The 23418-nt window shown below is 44.8% G+C and carries 18 protein-coding genes; 11 read left to right on the forward strand and 7 right to left on the reverse strand.

The genetic code is table 11. The features are described 5' to 3' along the window. The first annotated feature begins 158 nt into the window (after positions 1 to 158). Both ACXACS_RS14120 and ACXACS_RS14125 read left to right on the forward strand, forming a co-directional pair. Positions 159 to 2576, forward strand: coding sequence for a TonB-dependent siderophore receptor (locus ACXACS_RS14120; RefSeq protein ID WP_474807481.1), 2418 nt, complete (start codon positions 159 to 161; stop codon positions 2574 to 2576). Between the two features lie 128 nt (positions 2577 to 2704). Next, positions 2705 to 3871, forward strand: a complete 1167-nt coding sequence (locus tag ACXACS_RS14125) for a purine nucleoside permease (RefSeq protein ID WP_474807483.1) — start codon at positions 2705 to 2707, stop codon at positions 3869 to 3871. A gap of 134 nt (positions 3872 to 4005) precedes the next feature. On the opposite strand, the gene ACXACS_RS14130 is transcribed toward ACXACS_RS14125, so the two are convergent. The 3 genes from ACXACS_RS14130 to ACXACS_RS14140 all read right to left on the reverse strand — a co-directional run bounded on the left by ACXACS_RS14130 (position 4006) and on the right by ACXACS_RS14140 (position 9389). Continuing rightward, on the reverse strand, positions 4006 to 6009 hold the full coding sequence (locus ACXACS_RS14130; protein WP_474807486.1) for a hybrid sensor histidine kinase/response regulator: 2004 nt from the start codon (positions 6007 to 6009) through the stop codon (positions 4006 to 4008). Positions 6010 to 6160: 151 nt separating this feature from the next. Beyond that, positions 6161 to 7081 (reverse strand): diguanylate cyclase, encoded by a 921-nt coding sequence (locus ACXACS_RS14135; protein ID WP_474807488.1) that lies wholly within the window; start codon positions 7079 to 7081, stop codon positions 6161 to 6163. A gap of 202 nt (positions 7082 to 7283) precedes the next feature. After that, complete coding sequence (locus ACXACS_RS14140; RefSeq protein WP_474807490.1) at positions 7284 to 9389, reverse strand: two-component system response regulator; 2106 nt, start codon at positions 9387 to 9389, stop codon at positions 7284 to 7286. A 187-nt stretch (positions 9390 to 9576) separates the two neighbouring features. Between ACXACS_RS14140 and ACXACS_RS14145 the strand changes: the two genes are divergently transcribed. After that, positions 9577 to 9939: an Hpt domain-containing protein gene (locus ACXACS_RS14145; RefSeq protein WP_474807492.1), complete on the forward strand. Its 363-nt coding sequence runs from the start codon at positions 9577 to 9579 to the stop codon at positions 9937 to 9939. A 61-nt stretch (positions 9940 to 10000) separates the two neighbouring features. On the opposite strand, the gene ACXACS_RS14150 is transcribed toward ACXACS_RS14145, so the two are convergent. Beyond that, complete coding sequence (locus tag ACXACS_RS14150) at positions 10001 to 11002, reverse strand: adenosine deaminase (RefSeq protein ID WP_474807494.1); 1002 nt, start codon at positions 11000 to 11002, stop codon at positions 10001 to 10003. A 324-nt stretch (positions 11003 to 11326) separates the two neighbouring features. Here ACXACS_RS14150 and ACXACS_RS14155 point away from each other — a divergent pair, with 324 nt between their 5' ends. After that, positions 11327 to 12658, forward strand: coding sequence for an NCS2 family permease (locus tag ACXACS_RS14155; protein ID WP_474807496.1), 1332 nt, complete (start codon positions 11327 to 11329; stop codon positions 12656 to 12658). 101 nt (positions 12659 to 12759) lie between these two features. Here the strand turns inward: ACXACS_RS14155 and ACXACS_RS14160 are convergent, their stop codons facing one another. From ACXACS_RS14160 to ACXACS_RS14170, 3 genes are all read right to left on the reverse strand, one after another. Next, entirely contained in the window at positions 12760 to 13017 is a 258-nt protein-coding gene (locus ACXACS_RS14160) for a DUF3862 domain-containing protein (RefSeq protein ID WP_474807498.1), read from the reverse strand. Positions 13018 to 13115: 98 nt separating this feature from the next. After that, complete coding sequence (gene puuE / locus ACXACS_RS14165) at positions 13116 to 14045, reverse strand: allantoinase PuuE (RefSeq protein ID WP_474807500.1); 930 nt, start codon at positions 14043 to 14045, stop codon at positions 13116 to 13118. Position 14046: 1 nt separating this feature from the next. Continuing rightward, positions 14047 to 14691, reverse strand: coding sequence for a TetR family transcriptional regulator C-terminal domain-containing protein (locus ACXACS_RS14170; protein WP_474807502.1), 645 nt, complete (start codon positions 14689 to 14691; stop codon positions 14047 to 14049). Positions 14692 to 15108: 417 nt separating this feature from the next. On the opposite strand from ACXACS_RS14170, the gene xdhA reads away from it, so the two are divergent. From xdhA to ACXACS_RS14205, 7 genes are all read left to right on the forward strand, one after another. After that, positions 15109 to 16554 carry a xanthine dehydrogenase small subunit gene (xdhA, locus tag ACXACS_RS14175; RefSeq protein WP_474807505.1) on the forward strand — a complete coding sequence of 482 codons (1446 nt, stop codon included), beginning with the start codon at positions 15109 to 15111 and terminating at the stop codon, positions 16552 to 16554. After that, the gene (xdhB, locus tag ACXACS_RS14180; protein ID WP_474807507.1) at positions 16547 to 18925 is read left to right on the forward strand and encodes a xanthine dehydrogenase molybdopterin binding subunit; all 2379 of its coding nucleotides are present in this window, start codon (positions 16547 to 16549) and stop codon (positions 18923 to 18925) included. The genes xdhA and xdhB overlap by 8 nt, the downstream gene beginning before the upstream one ends. Beyond that, positions 18922 to 19839 (forward strand): xanthine dehydrogenase accessory protein XdhC, encoded by a 918-nt coding sequence (gene xdhC, locus ACXACS_RS14185; RefSeq protein ID WP_474807509.1) that lies wholly within the window; start codon positions 18922 to 18924, stop codon positions 19837 to 19839. The genes xdhB and xdhC overlap by 4 nt, the downstream gene beginning before the upstream one ends. 40 nt (positions 19840 to 19879) lie before the next feature. Next, on the forward strand, positions 19880 to 20383 hold the full coding sequence (gene uraD, locus ACXACS_RS14190) for a 2-oxo-4-hydroxy-4-carboxy-5-ureidoimidazoline decarboxylase (RefSeq protein WP_474807511.1): 504 nt from the start codon (positions 19880 to 19882) through the stop codon (positions 20381 to 20383). A gap of 81 nt (positions 20384 to 20464) precedes the next feature. After that, positions 20465 to 20791, forward strand: coding sequence for a hydroxyisourate hydrolase (gene uraH, locus ACXACS_RS14195; protein ID WP_474807513.1), 327 nt, complete (start codon positions 20465 to 20467; stop codon positions 20789 to 20791). Between the two features lie 5 nt (positions 20792 to 20796). Next, a complete protein-coding gene (gene guaD / locus ACXACS_RS14200; protein ID WP_474807515.1) occupies positions 20797 to 22092 on the forward strand; it encodes a guanine deaminase in 1296 nt (431 codons plus the stop codon). A gap of 44 nt (positions 22093 to 22136) precedes the next feature. Further along, the gene (locus tag ACXACS_RS14205; protein ID WP_474807518.1) at positions 22137 to 23417 is read left to right on the forward strand and encodes a urate hydroxylase PuuD; all 1281 of its coding nucleotides are present in this window, start codon (positions 22137 to 22139) and stop codon (positions 23415 to 23417) included. Position 23418: the final 1 nt, after the last annotated feature.

Below are 23418 nucleotides of genomic sequence, written 5' to 3' on the forward strand. Positions count from 1 at the left end.
TCCATATAATTCAGCAACTTAAGAGCAGGTTAAAAGTTGACCAACTGGTTAGGAAGTTGGCACCCATCCTGCTAAACCTCTTGTATACAGCAAGGCGCAATAGAAATAGTGCGTTGATAAAGCCCTAAAAAAGGGCAACTAAAAATAACGAGGAAACCATGAAAAACACTACATTCGCATTATCTCCTCTAGCAAAAGCCTTAGCGATGACAACGGCGGTAGCCTTGTCATCTCAAGCATTTGCACAAGAAGAGACAGAGGTAAAAGAGAAAGATGTCGAAAAGATTCAGGTAACTGGGTCACTAGGCAGCTTGCCTGGTCAAGACGTCGAGTCGGTATTTGGCTTTGGTAAATCTATTCTTGAAACACCCCGTTCTGCATCCACTATTTCTCAAGAGCAAATGGAGCGTTTTAACGTTTCAGATATTGATGAATTAGTAGCATTTGCACCGGGTACGTTCACCCAGTCTTTCTTTGGTGTTGCGGGTTCACTTGACGTACGTGGTACACCGGGTGAGACATATTTTCGTGGCGTTAAGCGTCTAGATAACCCGGGTAACTACCCTACCCCTATCGGCGCATCTAGCCGTATCGATATCGTACGTGGCCCTGCATCACCCATTTATGGCCCGTCTAAAATTGGTGGGTACCTAAACTTTAATCCTAAATCTGCCCGTGCTTCGGGCGGTCAGTATCTAGATGCACCTACTGGCGCCTTGTCATACACCACTGGTTCTTGGGATAAAAGCATCTTAACCGCAGAAGTTGGCGGCCCGACTAGCGTCGCTGGCAAAGAAATGGGTTACTACATATACGGCGAGCTAGAAAATTCAGACAGCTATTACGACAATACGCAAACTGACCAAACGGTATTACAAGCATCATTTAACATTGATGTTACCGACAACCTTCGCTTCGAATTCGGTGGTATGTACCACGACTATGACGGCAACCAAGTTGCTGGTTGGAACCGTCTAACCCAAGAGCTAGTTGACGACGGTACTTATATTACAGGTACAGCACAGCCTCTAGACACTGATGGCGACGGCCAAATTAGCCACGAAGAATACGCTGCTGTAAACATTGCCGGCGAGAGCTTCTTCTATGTTCCAGCGTCTAGCTTTACGGATGAAGAAGCCACAGCGTTAATGCAATTAGAAAACGTTGGAACCACAACGCTTAGTGGAAACCAAGTACTGGTAGCGCCTGATGATCAGCTTGGCAACGAAGCTATTACTCTGTATTTCGACACGATTTACTACACAGACAACTGGGAAATCCGCAACCAACTTTTCTATGACGCATACGACAACATCAATGAAAATGCGTACGGTTTCTCACAGTTCCACGATAGCTGGGTTGTTGAAGACAAGCTAATTTTCGCTACCGAATATGAAAACGATGGCCTGCTTGCACAGTTTCAATTCTCGCCATCTGTTCGATATACCGACTTCGAACACGGCGATGATTTCACGTTTGAATATTTCAACCGTCGCGACCTAACCATGCCATCTTCAGCACTGGATCGTCGTTTATTGTCTACCCGCTCAGGTAAAAACTACGATAACTATGACGTGGGTAACTACCTAGACCTAGGTATTGCTGCAATGACAGACTTAACTTGGGATTGGGGCTTAAACCTAGTATTAGGCTTGCGTTACGACACTATCGATATTGAAAGTACTTCACGTACCGACCTTCTGTTAGGTGCAACAGGCGATGAAACACCAGAATACGCTGAAGAAACGGTAGACGGGTGGTCTTGGAACGCCAGCCTTTCATACGAATTCGAATTTGGCCTTATTCCTTATGTAACTGCGGCCGAACAAGCAACGCTTGTAGCAGGTCAAGGTGCTGAGATTGGTGTTAGCCAACTAGGCGACGGCAGCGCATTTGATACCTCTGAACTTCTTGAGTTTGGTATTAAAGGTTCTTTGTTAGAAGATACACTGTATTTTGCACTTTCATCGTTTGAGCAAGAGCGTACCGATTTTAACGCGCAAAACACGGTAACTAATAATACCACCAACAACAAAGGTACTGAGTTTGAACTTCGTTGGGTAGTAAACGACAACCTTGTTGTATCTGCAGGTTACACCAACATTAAGGTAATTAACCTTACAGCACTTGAAAATGGTAACCAGTTTGGTTTCTTGGGTGCTGAAGACTTAGTGAACCTTGAAGATCCTTCATTGATCTTCGGTGGTAACGTGATTGGTCTTAACCTTATCGGTGAAGGCTTTAATAATACAGATGGACGTAAAGCAGGTATCCCCGAAAACATCTATACGCTAACAGCGACTTACGATTTCCAAAATGGTTATGCGGCTAACGTAAGCGTGGTAGATGTTGAAGAAGTAGCATCAGGTTTCTCTGCTGCAGTGACACTACCGGCTTACACGCTAGTTAATGCAGGCTTATCTTATCAGGCTGAAGACTGGTCATTTAACTTAACCGTTAAAAACCTAACTGATGAACGTTATTTCCGTTCTAACTTCCCTGATCTATTCGGTAGCCAAATCGTTCTTCCTGAACTACCGCGTCACTTTAACGCTAAAGTTACTTACTCATTCTAAGTATGCTTAGCGTGTGAATGGCATCACGCTTCCTATAATTCTTGGAAGCGCGATATCATCGTTCATTCAAATTACGTTTAATAAAGAGCTCAGTTTTTACATCTGGGCTCTTTTTTTAGGAGTATCTTATGCCTCTACCCTATTTCATTCGCCACGTATTACAGCAGCCGCTATTGAGTATTGTTAAAAACAACCGCAATTCAGCTTTTCGTAAACCAACTGTGTGGGCTATTTTCATAGGAGTAGTAATAAGTGTTTTATCTACCCATGCTTACGCTAATGGCGAAGAAAAGCCGATGGAAGTTAAAGTGGTAGTGGTGAGTATGTTTGAAATTGGCGATGATGAAGGTGACGCACCCGGCGAATTTCAGTTGTGGAAAGCCCGTCAAAAGCTCACAACAAAATACCCACTGCCCCACGGCTTTCACGATGTGTATGCAAACACTGAAACGGGCGTAATTGGCATAGTAACGGGTATGGGCATTGCGCGTGCTTCAGCGGCAATAATGGCGCTAGGGCTCGACCCTCGTTTCGACTTGTCAAAAGCCTATTGGCTTGTAGCTGGCATTGCTGGTGTCGACCCTGCCGATAACACTATTGGCAGCGCTATTTGGACTGATTATGTTGTAGATGGTGACTTGGCACATCAGATTGATGCAAGAGAAATCCCTTCAACGTGGAGTACAGGATATTTTCCTCTGTTTACTCACGCGCCTTATGACAATGCCGAATCAGTAGATGTGAATAATAGCCCGAACGGCGAGGTTTACGCGCTTAACCTTCCTTTGGCGAAATGGGCTTATTCAATGACCAAAGACACCAAACTTTTAAACAACGAGGCAATGGATGCACTACGAGCAAAATACACTCACTCACCTAATGCGAGGGTACTTCCTAATGTGTCTATGGGTGCCCATTTATCTGCGTCTACTTTCTGGCATGGAGAGAAACTAAACACGTGGGCAAACGATTGGGTTGCATACTGGACCAAAGACAAGGGCAACTTCGTGACGTCGGGCATGGAAGACTCGGCTACGCTTCAGAGTTTATCCTATTTAGACAATGCCGGTTTGGTAGATAAAAACCGCGTAATGATTTTAAGAACTGCGAGTAATTTTACTATGCAGCCACCTTCGCTAAGCGCATCAGAAAATTTGAAACTTGAAAGCTCGGGTGACGGTTATGCTGCAATGGGAGCAGCAATTGAAGCGGCGTATAACGTAGGCTCACGTGTTGTCGACTATATCACTGGAAACTGGGATTCCGTAGAAGACAACATACCTGGCGCTAAATAAACGCAAAACACTAATTATCACTAATACTTTGGTTAACAGCCAAATTTATTTGTCACTGTTACTACAAATATTTGCAGCAGCACATGTAACTTCAATAAACGAGGGGCTTTGCCTTTTAATACAATTACAAGCCCCTAAGCCGCTACAGATTTTGCATCTAGCGCAAACTTAAGCTGTAAAGTTACATCATTTTGCACGACGGGCTTGGCCAGAAAATCCTGCATGCCTGCTTCGCTGCAGCTAGCTTTATCTTCGGCTGTCGTGTTAGCGGTAACCGCAATAATTCGGCCATGTTTAGGCATTAGATTTTCTTGGAGTATTATTTTCGTTGCACTTACGCCATCCAATACAGGCATAGCACAGTCCATAAAAATGATATCGTACTTTTTGGCTCTTGCCATTTGTACTGCGACTTCTCCGTTTTCCGCTTCATCGGGTAAGTAATTAAACTTCTCTAACATAGACCCTAAGACCAGGCGATTGATATCGTTATCGTCTACTACCAATATATTTAAAGGCACACTCAAAAGCTCAGAGGACAATTCCACATCGCCACTGGCTTTTTCATCTAACGACGCCATTTCAATGGGTATAGCCACATCAAAACAGGTTCCCTTACCCACATTTGAGCGCACTTCAAGCTCACCACCCATCTTGTCAACGAGTTGGTTTACAATAGAAAGACCTAACCCATTGCCGTTTAGCTCTTCTGACGCGCTGTCGGTATCATTCTGAAACGGTCTGAAAATCCGTGACAAAATATCGTCGTTCATGCCTACGCCGGTGTCTTCAACTGAAGCAAGTAGAATGGGAACCTCGCCTTGATGTTTTAGCGTAACCTGCACTGAAATATAGCCTTTCACAGTGAACTTTACAGCATTCGACAATAAGTTAGTTATTACCTGACTGATTCTTGCTGCGTCGCCATGCACGTAGGTCTTTTCATCAAAAGACAGCACAGCGTAAAGCCGTACGCCTTTTTCAGCACATTTAGTTTTAAACACATCGACGATCTCTTCGCACAAAGAGCGAACGCAAAAATCGCTGTGCTTAAGGCTAAATTCCCCGTTGATAATTGATGTATAATCAAGCACATCGTTTATAAGAGATAACAAACGATCGGCGCTGTGTAACGCTATGTCAGCTTTTCTAATTCTTACATTGTCTTTTGTTTCAAACTTTATAGCCTGAAGCATGCCGGTAATGCCGTTCAAGGGCGTTTTTAGCTCGTGGCTAATTCTAGACAGCAACATGCCGCGCTCTTTCGACGCGGCTTCTGCCTCTTTGCGTCGCGCATCCAACTCTAACCTGAGCTGAACGGATTTATTCACGTTTTGACACGTCCCAAACAAGCGAACGCACTTCCCATGCTTCATCTCCGCCATGCCGTGGGTTTCTATCCACACCGAATTACCTTCTGCAGTAATAAGTTCAAGTGTTGCGCTCCATGGCTCACCGGTCTCGATAGTGTGAGAAACGATACGGCTTATTTCATTTCTATCAAACCCTTCTTTGTAGAAGCTGATTGCCGTATCTAGCGTAGGCATGTAGCTATCATCCACCTCGTGAATACGGCGAGTTTGGGATGACCAGGTTAACTCGTTGGTAATAAGGTCGACTTCCCACGTACCAACATTCGCTACGTTTTGTAGCTTTTCATACAGCGTGTTTTGTGTTGATTCAGCTTTTTCTATATGAAACTTGTCCAAAGTAACGGACAACCATTCATCGAGCAACGCCACTTTATCCAGGTTACTTGGCTGGTCTGGGCATGCATTGATGAACACTAAACAGACGTATCCGCCATCAAGCTTGTGGACCTGGCCCCTAATGTATTTTTCCGCACTGAAGTAGGTCGTAAACCACTGCTTAAATGCTAGAGAACACTTAGCACTGCTTACGGGAAAACAATTGTCTACCGGCGTGCAGCTTGCAAACGAGGGAATAGATTTAAAACTGGGAGGATAAGCAGATGAAGCTTTAACAAGGATGTTGACGGTATCCTCTTCGAGGTGCAAAAGCAGCGCTTGGAATATCCCAAGTGAGTCACAACCACGATTTAATAACTGAGTAAGCGATGCTTTTAGCTGCTCTTCCAGCTTCACATTCAAACTCGATTGCTCGTCGAAATAAACCATTGCTCTTTACCTAAGCCTCAAACGTGTACCAGAGGGGTACTATCCACTGCTATTACAAATTTTGGGGATAGTACGTCACTACGCTTGATGATAGCGTGCAAGCAACACTTGCGACATTAAACAATAGGATAGTTTACAGCCTTATCTATATTTAACCTTTGGCTTGATTTCGGCCTAATTCCTTAGCTTCAAACAAGGATACGTCAGCGTCTTCAATTAAGGCTGCAAGGTTGTCTTGCACAACTTCCGTTGCCTTCCAAACCGCAAAGCCTGCGCTGATAGAAACACGATTTTCGATGCCTTTTCCATGAGGTATTTTCGCTTTGGCTACTGCATCTACAAGCTGATTTGCCACGAGCTTTGCCCCTTGACGGTCGATATAAGGCAGGATAATTAAAAACTCTTCACCGCCGAAACGTATCACAGCATCTTTGGGTCGTTTCACTGTATCAGAGACTATCTGCGCCACTTTTTGAAGACACAAGTCACCTTCAAGGTGCCCATAGGTATCGTTAAAGAGTTTGAAGTAATCAATATCGAGCATTATTGCCCCTACCGATCCCTTGTCTCTGGCTACCTGCTTTATCAATAAAGGAATTTCCTTGGTCAGGTACATTCTATTGTAAAGGCCAGTAAGCTGGTCGTGAAATGTCATCATTTCAAGAAACTCAGTACGCAGCTTGTTTTGAAGGTGTGTTTTCACTCGGTGAGTTAGCGTTGACGCATTCACCGGCTTCATTACAAAATCAGATGCACCTACTTCCCAGCACGCGTTTTCACTTTCAATATCCATGGTAGACGTGACGAATATAACTGGAATATCTTTGGTATCAGGGGATGCTTTTAATGTTGCACACACCTCCAACCCACTGATATCAGGCATGTTCATGTCGAGTAAAACTAGATCGGGCAGCGCTTTGGCACAGTGGGAAATGGCATCGCTGCCAGATTCGACCGTCGTGCAATGAAACTCAGCTTCAAGTATAGATTGTAATAGCAATCGGCTCATTGGCTCGTCGTCGACAATAAGTACATTGCACTGTGAGTAGGGTTTGATTTCTTTTCTGTCCATTGTTTTTTCTAATGCGAGCTGCTCGCCACACAAGCGATTTCGCATTGTAACATAAAGCTTTTTTAATAATTATAGTATTGCTTTACAGTCTAACACCTTAAAGAAAGATGTATATTGAAAAGGTTGAATTTAGATACGCTATAGGTATTAGGAAAACACCTTACGCCTTGAGGATATATCGAGATGAGTAAGCCGCCCTCAATCAGGCGACTTCTTCACTACCGATAAACTGTGCGAAAAAATCGTTCATGGCTATGGGACGACACATAAAATAGCCTTGACCTTGATGGCAGCCTAGTGCTTTTAACCCGTTGAAGTGTGATTGGGTTTCAATCCCCTCTGCTACGATAGTCAGCTCCAAGCTTAAGGCTAGATGCACGATAGCAGTGACAATATCGTGAGCCTGCTGCTCCTTATCCATATCAATAACAAAGGACCTGTCTATTTTTAACACGTTCAGTGGAAACTGACGTAGATAAGATAAACTTGAATATCCAGTACCAAAGTCATCAAGGGCTATGGTAACGCCTAGCGAGGTCAGCTTGTTGAGGATATCACGTGTTTGTTCAAAATCGTGCATTAGCGCCGACTCTGTCACTTCAAGCTCTATTGAACTGGCTTCAATGCCCGTTGCATGAATGATTTCTGCAACTTCATCCGCAAACCCGGGGTTTGCTAGCTGTTTGGCAGCCACGTTCACCGCTACTTTAAAGTGCTTGCCTTGTTCATTACAACGAGCAATGAACTCACAACTTTTCTGAAGCACCTGTTTACCGAGCTGGTGTATAAGTCCGGTTTCTTCGGCGAGGGGAATGAATTCGTCTGGCCCGATTACATTGCCGTTTTCATCGAACATTCTAACTAAACTTTCAGCGCTGAATACTTCGCCGCTATTAAAGTCGTATTTTGGCTGGAGATAGATAGCTAAACTGTTGTTTTCAATTGCTTGTCTTAGCTTAATCTCCATTTCGACCCTATGATGCATGGCGTGCTGTAAGTCTTTTGAGAAAAAGCTGAAAGTGTCTTTACCTTTCGATTTCGACCGATACATTGCGGAGTCAGCATGGCGCATCATTTCTTCTGCATTCACTGCATCCTGTGGGTACAAGCTTATTCCTATGCTTAAACTCAACCTATGAGACTTCCCATCTATCTCAATCGGTTCTCTACCCGCCTGAAGACAGGCCATAGCAATACTATCTGCACTGAATCCAGATCCTATATCCGATAAAAGGCAAGCAAACTCGTCTCCGCCTACTCGAGCGAGTGTGGCGCTTTGACCTAACGTGTTTGCAAGGCGCTTGGCTACGGTTGCTATAACGAAATCGCCGACCTGATGCCCTAGGCTGTCGTTGAGATATTTAAAGTTATCGATATCAATTAACAGTAGCGCGATGCTTTGCTTACTCGTAAAACTTCGCGCTATAGCCTGGACGATGCGGTCGTGAAGTAACACACGGTTGGGCAAACCTGTAAGCTGATCATGGTTGGTTAAGTGCGTCATCTTCACCGCCATTTCTACGGCTTCAGAAACATCCTGAAACACCATGACGGCCCCGTTTATTTTGCCCTCATCGTCGATAATCGGTGATGCGGTATCTTCAACCCTAAAAATCTGGTTGTGCCTACTAACGAGGGTTGCGTTATAAGACATAGCTACGGGGCGTTTTACCTCAAGCGCGTAAAGCGCTGGGTTTAACAGTGGTTCATGGCTTGATGCATCACGCAGGTTCATTACTTCATCAATAGGCTTGCCTAAAGCATCCTGCACACTATGTCCGGTAAGCCTTTGTGCCACGGGGTTTATGAATGTGATATCTCCGGCAGCGTTAATCGAGATTACGCCGTCAGCTATAGATTTTAATGTTATGGCAAGCTGTTTTTTTTCAGCCTCAAGCTCTTGGTTAACTTTTTTCAACAAGGCTTTTTGAGATTGAATCGTGAGATGGTTTCTCACCCTCATTCGACACATTTCTATATCGATAGGCTTTGGGATAAAGTCAATCGCCCCAAGCGACAGCGCACGATGCTCGTTTTCAGTATCGCTGTGAGAAGTGACAAAGATAACAGGAATTGAAGCTGTGCTTGGACATACTTTAAGTTGCTGACATACATCAAAACCTGAAAGCTCAGGCATGCTGATGTCTAAGACTATCAAATCAGGCTGATGTGACTGTACTACAGAGAATGCTGTTGCACTTTGTGAAACCGTAACGACTTCTGCTAAAGATTCTATCGCATTTTCCAGTAGCAAGAGTGTTGTTGGTTCATCGTCAATGATGACTACTTTTTTCGTCTCATTTTCCATGAGAATTACCACACTACATTATAAACTCCTTATGTAGTATCGTCCTACATACGCAAAAAAACATTAACCTTTAGTCTATATTGGTTATTTTAAGTACAAACTTTAGGGTAACTCATTGACTATTATGCTGTTGGTGACGCACAATTATTATACTACCAAACCCTGTGTTAACTGCTTGGTGATAAGAATGGATACGTTACATACGCATACCGCGCTTCCCAAAGAACAATTATGGAATAGAGACGCTGCGCTAAGCAGGCTCGGCGGCAACGAAGGATTGTTAAACCGCATCGTTGAAATGTTTTTAGGTCAAATAGCGCAGAAAGAAGAAGCCTTGCAAAAGGCCGCAACTGAGTTAGACGTCGATGCCGTCAAGTTTACAAGTCATGCAATGAAGGGTGTATCAGGGGATGTAGGGGCTGATGCTATTCGAGAAAAAGCGTCATCTATTGAAAATAAAGCCAAGCAAGGTGATTTAACAGAGATAGCTTCAGACATAGAAGAACTAAAAAGCTTAATCGAGCAAACGCTTATTATTATGCAATCTTAGGGCGAAGCGAGCTTATTGAGATTTACTTTAATAAGCTCGCGCTATTGCTTTTGCAAGTCGCTTACATAGCCCCAGTTACTTGCTTAACAAATGCGTTTTTCTTTTCTTCGGGTAAGAAACTTGCCTTAAAACTGTTTGCGGCCAGCACGCGAATTGTATCCTCACCTATGTTTAGCGACGTGTGAAGTGCTTCAAAATTTTCATTCAAAAAACCACCAAAATAGGTGGGGTCGTCAGAATTAACCGTTACTAATAAGCCAGCATCTAGCAGTTGCACGATATTGTGCTCTTTCATATCGTCAATTACGCAGAGTTTTAAGTTACTCAATGGACATACGGTAAGCGGTATTTGCTTTTCTTTTAAGAGCGCCATGAGCGCTTGGTCTTCCTGGCAGCGTACGCCATGATCAATGCGGTCCACGTCAAGCAGTTCAATCGCTTCCCAAATATAAGACGCCGGCCCCTCTTCCCCTGCATGGGCAACAATCTTAAAGCCTAGAGACTTCGCTTTTTTGAAAACCCGCTCGAATTTAGACGGGGGGTGCCCTAGTTCAGAGCTATCGAGGCCCACCGCCGTGATGTACTGATAGTAAGGTTTCGCTGCTTCTAGTGTTTCGAAAGCTTCGCTTTCTGGTAAGTGTCTTAGAAAAGACATTATTAAGTAGCTACTTATGCCAAATTCACTTTCTGCTTTTTGTATAGCTTTTAAAAAGCCAGGCATAAATACATCAAAACCTATACCCCGCTCAGTGTGAGTTTGAGGGTCAAACATGATTTCGGTATGAACTATATTTTCTTCAGCGCACCGGGTTAAGTATTCCCACATCAGCGTAAAGAAATCTTCTTCATCTCTTAACACCCCTGCCCCCGCGTAATAGAGGTCAAGAAAGCTTTGTAAATCTTTGAAGTTATAAGCGGCTTCAATCTCTTCCACGCTTGCGTAAGGAAGTGATACACTGTGCTTTTCAGCTAGGCGCCACATGAGTTCAGGCGTTAAGCTACCTTCTATGTGCAGATGCAGTTCGGCCTTTGGTATGTTTTTAATTATTGATGACAGCGACATGGCCCCTCACTTATTTGCACCATAACAATGCAATGGCATTTTATTGGTGCGTAATAGTTTATCTTTAATGCTATCTGTAAACGAGTTCTATTGCTCATTTAGGTTTTTGTTTGCGGTTTTTATAACATCATCTATGTTGATTACTAACCGTTTGGCTGGCTTTGTGCTGCCTAGCTAGTGACCTTAAGTCACGCAATGATTGTTATTTAATCATTGTACTGAAAAGTAAGTTAGCACAAAACACACCAACAAGTTGACTAATTGGTCAGTTTATTGCTTTCAAACGCACAAAACACTACATAAAACATAAACAGAGAACTCTAGATGTCCAACAACGTTATTGAACGGCTATTTAAGCTGCAGGAGCACGGTACAACGGTAAGAACTGAGATCATTGCAGGTCTTACTACGTTTGCGGCTATGTCTTACATCCTTGTGGTAAACCCAGGCATTTTGGGCCTTAGCGGCATGCCGGTAGAAGGTCTAATTACAGTGACAGCAGTCGCAGCCTGCATCGGCACATTGATGATGGCGTTGATGACTAACTACCCTATTGCACTGGCACCGGGCATGGGTTTAAACGCTTTTTTCGCTTTCACTATCTGCCTCGGCCGTGAAATTCCGTGGGAAGCTGCCCTCGGCATTGTGTTTTGGAACGGTATTCTCTTCTTAGTACTCTCTCTCACAGGCGTACGAACCAAAATAGCTGAATCTATTCCGCCGTCTCTCAAGATAGGCGTTCAGTGCGGTATAGGCTTATTTATTGCCTTTATCGGCCTTAAGAATGCAGAACTTATTGTTGATAACCCTGCAACCTTTGTTCAGCTTGGTGATCTTTCTGAGCCTGCAGTGATGCTTGCTCTTGTTGGTATTATTTTTACTATTGTTCTTATGGTTAAGCGCGTTACCGGCGCTATATTAATTTCTATCGTTACCCTTACTTTAATCGGTGCCTTTATCCCTACCGAAAGCGGAACGTTAACTGCCACACCATCTGCTGTTGTAGGCATGCCCGAATCTATGTCTAACACCTTTATGGCAATGGACTTCTGGTACCCTATCGACCATATCGCCGAGACATGGGACCTTATTTTCGCGCTTATGTTTGTGAACATGTTCGACACTATAGGCACGTTAATTGGTGTTTCTCGCAAAGCTAACTTGCTGGACTCAAAAGGCAAGCTACCGAAAATTGGCCCGGCCATGACTGCTGACGCATCTGCGAGTATTGCTGGCGCAATGGTAGGTACATCGCCAGTGACAAGCTATGTTGAGTCCGCCACTGGCGTATCAGCGGGAGGACGAACAGGCCTCACCGCTGTGGTCGTGTCTGCATGCTTCCTGTTGTCGCTTTTCCTTACGCCACTGATGAAAGTCATTCCGCTAATGGCCACTACTCCAGCACTGCTAATGGTAGGCATTTTAATGATGGATTCGATTCGACATGTAGATTTCGATGACTTAGGGGCTTTGGCTACTGCGTCTGTTGCACTTATCGCTATGCCGCTTACCTTCAGTATTAGCGAAGGCATTGCCCTTGGCTTCATTACTTATGTGGGTATAAAGGTGGGTACGGGTAAGTTTAAAGAAGTAACGCCACTTACTTATGCACTAGCTATCGTTTTCTTACTTAGATACTTACTAGATTTGAAATAATTTGTCTTTGCGTGTGAATGATATTGCGCGCAAGCCCTTAATTTGGATAAAAGAAAGGTGGCTTAAATGCCACCTTTCTTTTTTATAAACGCGCTATTGATTTACTTTAATCCATCGTATGTGAAGGTAACTGCTTTATCACCCATAAATACGATTTTCACATGTTTACTGTCTTCCGCGCCCCATGTACACGCCATAGTGCCCATTGTTTTACCACAGTTGTCGGCTGAACCTAGAATAGCTTCAACTTCGTCCTGAGACATGCCCATTTCTAACTTGTCATAGTTTTCTTTAGTTAGTTTTGAACATGCGGTCAGTGCTAGTGCGCCTAAAGCAATGAAGGCCAATTTTGATTTCATGGTGTTATCCTTTATCTGAGTGAAAGTAAAAGCAACCTACCTGGCGCCCTTATCTTTCACCTCACTTTATGTCAATTACAATGGGCGTACTGTAAATGCTACGTACGCGCCTTGTCACTACCGTCTTTAGGATGAGTAGCTAACCAGTGGCGAGCAATCTGCTCTCGCGTGGCTAACCACACTTTGTCGTGTGATTTCACGTACTCGATAAAACGCTTCAGCGCAGCAAGCCTAGCTGGCCTTCCTATAATACGATTGTGAAGGCCAATAGAAAGCATCTTAGGCGCCGCTTCCCCTTCTTCATACAGCACGTCGAACGCGTCTTTTAAATAGGTGAAGAACTGTTCACCGCTGTTAAAACCTTGCGGCGTAGCAAAGCGCATATCGTTTGTGTCTAACGTGTAAGGCACTATAAGTAGCGGCTTGCTGTAATGGCAGTCGTAATATGGCAAATCGTCTGCGTAAGAATCAGCGCAATATAAGATATCGTCACGCTCTGCTATGAGTTTAAGCGTATTAGGACTCGTTCTTCCCGTGTACCATCCTACGGGTTTCTTACCCGTTAACTGCTCATGAAGAATAATCGCTTCGTCGATTTGTCTGCGCTCATCATCTTCACTCATATCCTGATAGTGTACCCAGCGCATGGCGTGACTGGCTATTTCCCAACCTGACTCCATCATAGCTTTAACAGCGTCAGGATGGCGCTGCATGGCCATGGTAACGCCAAATACAGTCACGGGAATGTCGTACTTATTAAGTAAGCGATGTAAACGCCAAAAGCCTGCGCGACTGCCATATTCGTAAATTGACTCCATACTCAGGTGACGATCTTTATATGCCTGCGCGCCGATAATTTCAGATAAGAATATTTCGGATGCTTCATCACCATGAAGCACACAGTTCTCGCCACCCTCTTCGTAGTTTAAGACAAACTGAATAGCTATTTTGGCATTATTCGGCCAGTTCGCATGGGGGACATGTTCACCGTAGCCAATAAGATCACGAGGATAAACAGATTCTGTCATACTACACCTCGAAACTTTCAGGTACCGCAAGACCGCAGCCGCCTAGCACAAGCTTAACCACTTGCTTAGTGGCGTCTTCAAAATCTGCCTTTGTCATTTTCTTACCCCGTAGTCGGGTAATTTGCGCTGAGAAATCAGCATAGTGTTGAGTGCTGGCCCAAATGGTATAGAGCAAGTATTCGCCTTCAACGGGAGGAAGCTTTCCTTCTTGTACCCACGCTTCGATGACCTCAAGACGACCTTTCATCCATAGTGCGTGCTCTTCATCGAAGTATCCGCTTAAGTTCTGCGCCCCGTTGATAATTTCCATGGCGAAAATCTTTGAAGCCATCGGGTGAGTGCGTGACACTTCCATTTTTTCTGCTATGTAATTGGCAAGCACTTCGGCGGGGTCATCTTCTACCGTTGCTTTGTCAAAACGCGAATTCCATAATGAAAGCGTTTCTTCTAATACCGCTACGTAGAGTTCTTGTTTCGTTTTGAAGTAATACAGAACGTTGGTTTTTGGAAGACCTGCTTCGTCAGCAATCTTCTGTACCGCCGTACCTTTAAAACCAAACTGCGCAAAACATTTTTCTGCGGCTTGGAGTATTTTTCTTCTATTCATAGCGCCAACACCTGCGTCAGCACTTTTTACCTTCATCATTATTATCTAAATTCCTTTGCAATCTACTTTGCAAGCGTACAGGCAGGATAAATGCTGCATGCCTTTCCGATAGGTTAGCATTTATTACCAAGGTGTTGCTATGCTCTTAAAGTTCAGAGTTACCCATCACCTGCGGCCCTCACTAATGAAATGAGCCATCCAGAAAGCATTTATTCTGCATTCAACTTAAAACCTAGCACGAATCTTGCCTTTTTCTTTTTACTAACTGATGCATTGCTTGTTAAAGAAAACATGGAAAGGCGTTACATAACTTTCCAATAAATCTGTAAAAAATCATGGCCTTTTATAACGCGGCCATTTTTTATAAGCAATAAATTGACCAAATGGTCTACTTTTCTTAGAAAAATACAGCTATATTAATGAATACAAGAATGAATATAACAAGAAGGTGTGAGTATGATTCGCTTTCTAATAAATAACGATGTTGTTGAGTTAAATGAAGCGCGAGCCGACCTCACCCTTCTACAGTTTATACGGGAACATCGTAAGAAAACAGGCACTAAAGAAGGCTGTGCAGCAGGCGACTGTGGCGCATGCACGGTCGTACTTGTGGAACCAGTATCATCTGATAACGCCACAAAACTTAACTACCGAACTGTGAATAGCTGTATCACGCTAATGAGCGCAGTTCACGGTAAGCAGCTATTGTTCGTAGAACATTTAAGCGATGGTAAACACTTACACCCTGTGCAACAGGCGCTAGTCGACCACCATGGTTCACAGTGCGGCTTTTGTACACCGGGGTTTATCATGTCGATGTTCGCTTTGTACCATAGCAATTCAAAACCTAATCGCGACCATGTGTTGAATGCTTTATCTGGCAACCTGTGCCGCTGTACTGGATACCGCCCTATTATCGATGCCACGCTTGCGGTATGTGAGCAAGCACCAGATGATCAGTTTTCCAAGCGCCAAGAACAGACCCTTGCGACATTACACACTTTGTCAGGTGAAAAGCCTTCTGGTACAGGCAATGTACATACGCCGACCTCCCGTGAAGAGTTGAAAGCGCTTATTAAAGCGAACCCTAACGCACAGCTAGTGGCGGGCAGCACTGATTTAAGTTTGCAGTTCACTCAACAGTTAAAAAACGTAGAAACGCTTATCAGCGTCACACATATCGATGCACTAAAGCAATGCACCAAAAACGAGCATTCTCTTGTTATTGGTGCAGCAGTCCCACTCAATGATGCGGCACCGCTTTTACTAAACGCATTTCCACAAGTAGCTGAACTGGTAACGCGCTTTGCGTCTTTGCCTATTCGCAACCAGGCGACAATTGGTGGGAATGTGGCCAACGCATCACCTATTGGTGATATGCCTCCCTTACTACTTGCGCTGAACGCTATACTGCATTTAGATAATGGAGAGCGTGTTCGCACAATTCCAATTAACACTTTTTTCACAGGTTATAGGGAAACAACGCTAGCTAACGATGAATGGATAAGCGCAATAGAAATACCGCTTAAACAGCCTAATCAAACGCTGGCCGCCTATAAAATATCAAAACGTTTTGAAGATGATATATCGGCAGTATGTGCGGTATTTAACGTTACTTTAGAAAATGGCAAGGTCGAGGCTATTACCAGTGGCTTTGGTGGTGTCGCTGCTGTGCCGTCAACCTGTGAAGCATTGGAAAATGCACTGAAAGGTAAACAGTTCGCTAGCAAAGAATGCTTAACCTTAGGCAAGCAAATCTTATTTGATGCGTTTACGCCTATTGATGATGTGCGTGCAACAGCACAATACCGCAAAACCGTGTTAGCTAACTTGTGGCACCGCTTCTGGTTAGAAAACCAAACAATTAACCATATTGAAACTCGGGTGGTGCAGCATGCGTAAGTTAATTGATGCCCCAAATCCTTCAGAAACAAATGGCAAACAAGGTGTTGTTCACGTTTCTAAAAAGCACGAAAGTGCGACACGTCAGGTACAAGGTAGCGCCAACTACGTTGATGACGTAGTTGAACCTCAGGGTACGCTTTATGCGGCAGTCGGTGTAAGCCAGTGCGCCAAAGGTACTATCAACTCGGTAGACCTTGACGCCGTGCTCCAAAGCGAAGGCGTTATTGATGTCATCACCATTGATGACGTACCTGGCCATAAAGACATTGGCCCTGTGTTTGAAGGCGACCCACTACTTGCGAACGGCGAAATCAAGTTCTTCGGTCAACCGGTGTTTGCAGTACTTGCCACTTCAGTAAACCTTGCCCGACAAGCTGCACTAAAAGGCAAAATAGAAGTAGACGAAGTTACACCTGTACTTGATGCTGAAGCCGCCCACCAGCAGCAAACATTTGTTCGCCCTTTACATCGATTTGGCCAAAATGCGGCCCGCGTAGACAGCACTATTGAAAAAGCTAAATACCAAGCACACGGTTCGCTAAGCATTGGCGGTCAGGAGCACATGTACTTAGAAGGTCAAGTGAGCCTTGCGATCCCCGATGAAGAAAATCGCATGAAAATCTACACCTCTAGTCAGCATCCCAGTGAGGTGCAGAAGCTAGTTGCAGAAGTGCTAGACGTTAAATTACACCGCGTAATAGTAGACATGAGGCGTATGGGCGGCGGCTTTGGCGGTAAAGAAACCCAAGCAGCACAGTGGGCCTGTATCGCTGCTTTACTGGCCTCGCGCAATCAGTGCGCAGTTAAACTTCGTTTGCCGCGCTTCATCGATATGCACGTTACGGGTAAACGACACCCGTTTGAGAATGAATTTGATGTGGCATTTGACGAAACAGGTAAAATTGAAGCTACTCGCATGACCATTAATGGCATTTGTGGGCACTCCCCTGACTTGTCAGACGCTATTGTAGATAGGGCCATGTTCCACGCTGATAACGGCTACTTCCTAGGCGATAGCGATATTGTTGGTCACAGATTGCAAACCAATATGGTATCGCACACCGCCTATCGAGGGTTTGGCGGCCCGCAAGGCATGATCATGGCTGAAGCCATGATTGATAAAATTGCACGAACTATCGGTAGCGACCCGTTGTCGGTCAGGAAACGTAACTTATACGGCCCGACAACCGGGTGTTTTACTCCCTATGGCATGAAAGTAGAGCACAACCTTTTACCCGATATGATTGCCGAGTTAGAAGAAAGCGCACAGTATTGGCAGCGCCGAGATGCGATTGCAGCGTTTAATCGCGAAAGCCCAGTTATCAAGAAGGGCCTAGCGCTAACGCCGGTTAAATTTGGTATATCATTCACCGCAAAGCACTTAAATCAAGCTGGCGCTTTAGTCCATATTTATACCGATGGCAGTATTCAGGTGAACCACGGTGGCACGGAGATGGGCCAAGGCTTGCATACAAAAATAGGCCAGATTGCAGCCAATGAGTTTGGTCTAGATTTAGATATGATTGAAGTTACCGCTACGCGCACGGATAAAGTACCGAACACTTCGCCAACAGCGGCATCAAGTGGTACTGACATGAACGGAAAAGCCGTACAAAACGCGTGTATTACTTTAAAAACCCGCTTGGCTGAATGCTACGCCAAAAGCTTAGATCTAGAAGGCCGCGCTAGTGATGTACAGTTTATTAATCAACATGTTGTACTAGACGAAAACAGCATTGCCTTTACTGAACTTGTTCAGCAAGCGTATTTTGATCGCGTGTCGCTGTCTTCAAGCGGTTTTTATAAAACCCCTAAATTGCAGTACAACCGTGACACAGGCGAAGGCCGCCCGTTTTTCTATTTTGCTTACGGCGTTTCGATGAGTGAGGTGTCTGTAGATACGCTGACCGGTGAATACACCGTAGATAAGGTTAACGTTATTCACGATGTGGGCAACAGCCTTAACCCAGCAATTGATATTGGCCAAATTGAAGGCGCGTTTATTCAAGGTATGGGCTGGCTTACCACCGAAGACCTAAAATGGAATGAAGCAGGCAAGCTAATAAGTGAAAATATGGCAACCTACAAAATTCCTGCCATCGGCGATACGCCCAAGGAGTTTAACGTGAAGCTTTTTGGTAGAGAAAATGCTGAAGACAGCATATACCACTCAAAAGCCGTGGGTGAGCCACCGTTTATGCTAGCAATTTCAGTATGGTGCGCCTTAAAGGATGCGATATCTAGTCTATCTGGCTACACCGTTGACCCTCAGCTAGATACGCCAGCCACACCCGAACGCGTGTTAAATGCTGTCGCCGCAATCCAACAGGCAGATCAACAAGCCGATCCACGGGGTACTGCTGTATGAGTCGCGCCCCCCATTCATTTAGTGCAACGCAATCATTTCGCGCCCTTCCGTCAATTCGCGCAACATATTGGCACGAGGCTGTAGCCGAGTGCCAGGAGCGTAATGAGGGCTATGTTTTGGTTACCGTTGTAGGTACAGCGGGCTCAACTCCCCGTGAGCCGGGCAGTAAAATGGTGGTCACCGCTTCACATAGTATTGATACTATTGGTGGCGGGCACCTTGAGTTTGATGCCATTACTCGCGCCCGTGAATATCTTGCTAAGGGCAAAACATGCACTGAGCTTCATAGCTACCCGTTAAGTAGTTCTTTAGGGCAGTGCTGTGGCGGTGCGGTAAAGGTCCTATTTGACGTGTGCAATGTTCATCAGCAGCATATCGCCATTTTTGGCGCAGGCCATGTAGCAAAAGCGCTGGTGCCTATTTTGGCACAATTGCCTGTGCGAATTTCATGGATAGATAATCGAGAAGATTTGTTCCCATCGACGCTACCAGCCAACGTTCAAAAAGTAGTGGAAGAAGCGCCCGAGAGCGAGGTAAGGCATCTTGCTGAAAATAGCTGGTTGATTATTCTCACCCACGATCATCAATTGGACTACCGTATTACCGAGCAGGCATTAAAGCAGCCTTCCCTGCCTTTTGTTGGGTTAATAGGTTCAGACACTAAAGCAAAGCGTTTTATTACCAAGCTAACCCAGCGCGGGTTTGACGACAGTGCGCTCGCAAGGCTGTTCACGCCTATTGGCAATAGAGATATTCCTGGAAAGCGGCCTATTGAAGTTGCTGTTTCTATATCAGCGCAAATCATTGAGCGTCTTCATGCAACCGACACAGTAGCTGCTTCAGTGAAAAGCATTGATACGAACACTGAGCCATACAAGGCTGAACACATAAACATCACTGCTAAAATACGGTAGAAGTGCGGTAGAAGTACGGAAAAAGAGAAGGATACCAGCAGTGACACTTACTGAACTAAATACACTAAGCGCTGACGAAGCATTTTCTTGGTTTGAGCAATGTTGCGCGGCGAAAGCATGGATCTACCAAATGGTAGAAGCACGCCCTTACAGCGATCACGATGCCATAGTTAATCAAGCGAAAGATTCCTGGGCAAAATGTAGTGATGATGACTACCTAGAAGCCTTTACGGCGCACCCTATGATTGGTGACGTAGACTCTTTACGTAAAAAGTTTGCCAACACTAAAGCTATTGCTGCCGGCGAACAATCAGGTGCGGCTAGTGCGTCTGAGGCCGTTTTACATCAACTAAAAGAAGCTAATCACGCCTATTTAGACAAACATGGATTTATTTTTATTATCTGCGCTACCGGGCTTTCTGCGCAAACCATGCTAGAAGCTTTGCAAGCAAGGCTGCCAAATACGACGCAGCTAGAGATTTCAAATGCAGCTGCAGAGCAAATAAAGATAACCCTTTTGCGTATTAATAAAGCATTAGATTAATGCCCGGCGTTATAGAAGAGCCAAAACGCTTACGCTATATGCAGCAGTAATACGAATAGAAAATTATTTAAGGAATACAGTATGAATACGCTTTCAAGTCACGTACTAGACACCACTTTGGGTAAGCCTGCACAAGGCATTGAACTTACCCTTACACTACCTGACGGCAGCACCCTTTCTGGTGAAACAGACAGTGATGGCCGCTTTAAAAACTGGGGCGTTGAGGATGGTTTTGCTGCAGGGGTTTATACCTTGCGCTTTCACTGCAAGCCATACCTAACACAAACTCATGGCAGCAGTTTCTATCCACACATTGATATTACGTTTGAACTTGTTGAGAATGGCGGTCACTATCACGTACCACTTCTTATCTCTCCATTCGGTTTCAGCAGCTACAGGGGCAGCTAACAAACATGCAGCTTTTTCGTGCAAGCATTGCGCACTTTCCTAAACAAACCACACAATTTGATAATGATATTGCCGTTTTTAAAGACGGTGGTTTGCTGGTAGATAACAAAGAAATAAAAGACATTGGCCCGTTTAGTGACCTAGCTGAACGTTACCCTGCCGCCACTGTCACTGATTTTTCGGGCAAGTGGATTTTACCAGGCTTAATAGACAGCCACCTGCATTATCCGCAAACCCAAAGTATTGCCCACTATGGTGAGCAGCTTTTGAGTTGGCTAGAAAACTACACGTTTCCCACTGAAATGCAGTTTGCCGATAGCGAACACGCCGACACCATCGCTAAAGTATTTTTAAACCAGCTGCTAAAAAACGGCACCACAACGGGGTTTGTTTTTACAACCGTTCATAAAAGCAGTAGCCAAGCACTATTTAGTGCCGCCAGCGAGATTGATATGGCGATAGTGGCTGGTAAAGTGTGTATGGACAGAAACTGCCCAAGTGCGCTGAACGATTGCCCTGACACAGCGCGAGCTGATAGTGCAGAGTTGATTGAGACTTGGCACAACAAGGGTCGTAATCGCTATGCGCTTACGCCTCGTTTTGCCCCTACCAGCACAGAAGCCCAGCTTGCCGCACTAGGCGAACTTGCCCAGCAATATCCCGACGTCTTCATTCAGACCCACCTGTCTGAAAATTTAGACGAGATTGCATGGGTAAAAAGCTTATTCCCTAACGCTGACGGCTATCTAGATGTTTACGACAGCTACAATTTGGTGCGGGAGCGCGCAGTGTTTGGCCACGGTATTCACCTTACGCCTAACGAATGGGCGCGCCTAGGCGACAGCGGTGCTACGGTTGCGTTTTGCCCTACGTCTAACTTGTTTTTAGGCAGCGGTCTTTTTGATATGACCGCAGCCCGTGCTAATAAAGTACATGTTGCCATGGCTACCGATGTGGGCGCAGGTACCACATTCAACATGTTTAAAACCTATGGCGATGCATACAAGGTCAGTCAGTTGCGCAACGAGCCCATTAGCCCGTTGGAAGGATTTTATCTTATGACTCAAGGCGCAGCAGTGGCCCATGCGCTTGACCATGAAATTGGTAACTTAAACCCAGGTTCTACCGCAGACTTTATCGTTGTAGAGCCAAGGTTTGATGAATTAACACGGTTGAGAATAAAAGAAGATGCTGACTTCGACGATGTGTTTTTCGCATTGAGCATTTTAGGTGATGACCGCGCTATTGAGCAGACGTGGATAAGCGGTAACTGCCGCTACGTCAAAGAAGATAAAGAGTAACAAGCTACTGTAGGGCCAGCCGGCCCTAAATAAGGAGAATAATAATGCCGTGGCTAGATTGGATAAGTTTATTTGTACGTTGGTTTCACGTTGTGGCCGGTGTAGCTTGGATTGGTGCGTCGTTTTACTTCATATGGCTAGACAACAACTTACGAACGCCACCTAAGTGGAAACAAGACAAAGGTATCAAAGGCGATTTATGGGCCATTCATGGGGGTGGCTTCTACGAGGTCGCCAAATACGCCTATGGTCCTGAAAAAATGCCTGAAACATTACACTGGTTCAAATGGGAAGCTTATACGACCTGGTTATCAGGCTTTGCCCTTTTGATCATTGTTTATTATTTCGGCGCCAGCGCTTACCTTATTGATCCATCAGTAAACGCTATGTCGCCAGCTACGGCAATATCATTAGGTTTGGGCTTAATCTTCGGTGGACTAGCCATATACGAATTTGCATGTCGTAGCCCGTTGGCTAAATACCCTCTCGCCTTTGGTATTGGGTTAGTTGCTTTAGTGTGTGTTGTTAGCTATTTATCTACCCAGTGGTTTAGCGGTCGTGGCGCCTATATTCACGTAGGAGCCCTTATTGGCACTATTATGGCAGGTAACGTGTTTTTCAATATTATGCCTAACCAGCGCAAAATGGTGGCTGCTGTAGCTGACAAGAAAGATATAGACCCAGCGTGGGGCGCCAGCGCAAAACTTCGCTCGGTGCACAATAACTACTTCACGCTGCCCTTGCTGTTTATTATGATTTCAAATCACTACCCTATGACCTATCAGCACTCACAAAATTGGCTTGTACTTATTGCCATTATGGCCGCTGCCGCGTGGATACGTCATTTCTTTAACCTGCGTCATGTGGGTACCACTAAACCAAGTATTTTAGTCTCTGGCGCTGTGGCCATGCTCGCTATAGCACTGTGGGTATCTTGGCCACAAGCATCTTCAATTCAACCGTTAAGTCATGATGACGCACTATCTTCTTCAACTATGAACTCGCAGTTGGCGAACCAATCTGAATTAAGCGCGCCGACAAGCGGGATAGTAAACGAAACTTCATCGGTAGTTAGTGACGAACGTGTGGCAAGTTTAATCACAACTCATTGTGTAAGCTGCCACTCGCGCACACCAACCGACGAGATATTCAAAGTGGCACCTTTAGGCGTAGTCTTAGATTCATGGGAAGATATTGAGAGGTTCGCGCCACAAGTGGTACGAAGAACCACTGTGACTAAAGACATGCCATTTTTGAACAAGACAAAAATGACCGAAGAAGAAAGGCAAGTTATAGCTCTCTGGTTTGCACAGCGACAGCAATAAA

This window comes from Alteromonas sp. AWM4_230, from assembly GCF_056158305.1.

Bases quoted from the DNA above. Each gene is read 5' to 3' on its own strand.
- uraH (WP_474807513.1), top strand. From the start codon at position 20,465: ATGAATACGCTTTCAAGTCACGTACTAGACACCACTTTGGGTAAGCCT.
- ACXACS_RS14140 (WP_474807490.1), bottom strand. From the start codon at position 9,389: ATGGAAAATGAGACGAAAAAAGTAGTCATCATTGACGATGAACCAACA.
- ACXACS_RS14155 (WP_474807496.1), top strand. From the start codon at position 11,327: ATGTCCAACAACGTTATTGAACGGCTATTTAAGCTGCAGGAGCACGGT.
- ACXACS_RS14160 (WP_474807498.1), bottom strand. From the start codon at position 13,017: ATGAAATCAAAATTGGCCTTCATTGCTTTAGGCGCACTAGCACTGACC.
- ACXACS_RS14130 (WP_474807486.1), bottom strand. From the start codon at position 6,009: ATGGTTTATTTCGACGAGCAATCGAGTTTGAATGTGAAGCTGGAAGAG.
- guaD (WP_474807515.1), top strand. From the start codon at position 20,797: ATGCAGCTTTTTCGTGCAAGCATTGCGCACTTTCCTAAACAAACCACA.
- puuE (WP_474807500.1), bottom strand. From the start codon at position 14,045: ATGACAGAATCTGTTTATCCTCGTGATCTTATTGGCTACGGTGAACAT.
- xdhB (WP_474807507.1), top strand. From the start codon at position 16,547: ATGCGTAAGTTAATTGATGCCCCAAATCCTTCAGAAACAAATGGCAAA.
- ACXACS_RS14135 (WP_474807488.1), bottom strand. From the start codon at position 7,081: ATGGACAGAAAAGAAATCAAACCCTACTCACAGTGCAATGTACTTATT.
- ACXACS_RS14205 (WP_474807518.1), top strand. From the start codon at position 22,137: ATGCCGTGGCTAGATTGGATAAGTTTATTTGTACGTTGGTTTCACGTT.
- ACXACS_RS14145 (WP_474807492.1), top strand. From the start codon at position 9,577: ATGGATACGTTACATACGCATACCGCGCTTCCCAAAGAACAATTATGG.
- ACXACS_RS14125 (WP_474807483.1), top strand. From the start codon at position 2,705: ATGCCTCTACCCTATTTCATTCGCCACGTATTACAGCAGCCGCTATTG.
- xdhA (WP_474807505.1), top strand. From the start codon at position 15,109: ATGATTCGCTTTCTAATAAATAACGATGTTGTTGAGTTAAATGAAGCG.
- ACXACS_RS14150 (WP_474807494.1), bottom strand. From the start codon at position 11,002: ATGTCGCTGTCATCAATAATTAAAAACATACCAAAGGCCGAACTGCAT.
- ACXACS_RS14120 (WP_474807481.1), top strand. From the start codon at position 159: ATGAAAAACACTACATTCGCATTATCTCCTCTAGCAAAAGCCTTAGCG.
- xdhC (WP_474807509.1), top strand. From the start codon at position 18,922: ATGAGTCGCGCCCCCCATTCATTTAGTGCAACGCAATCATTTCGCGCC.
- ACXACS_RS14170 (WP_474807502.1), bottom strand. From the start codon at position 14,691: ATGATGAAGGTAAAAAGTGCTGACGCAGGTGTTGGCGCTATGAATAGA.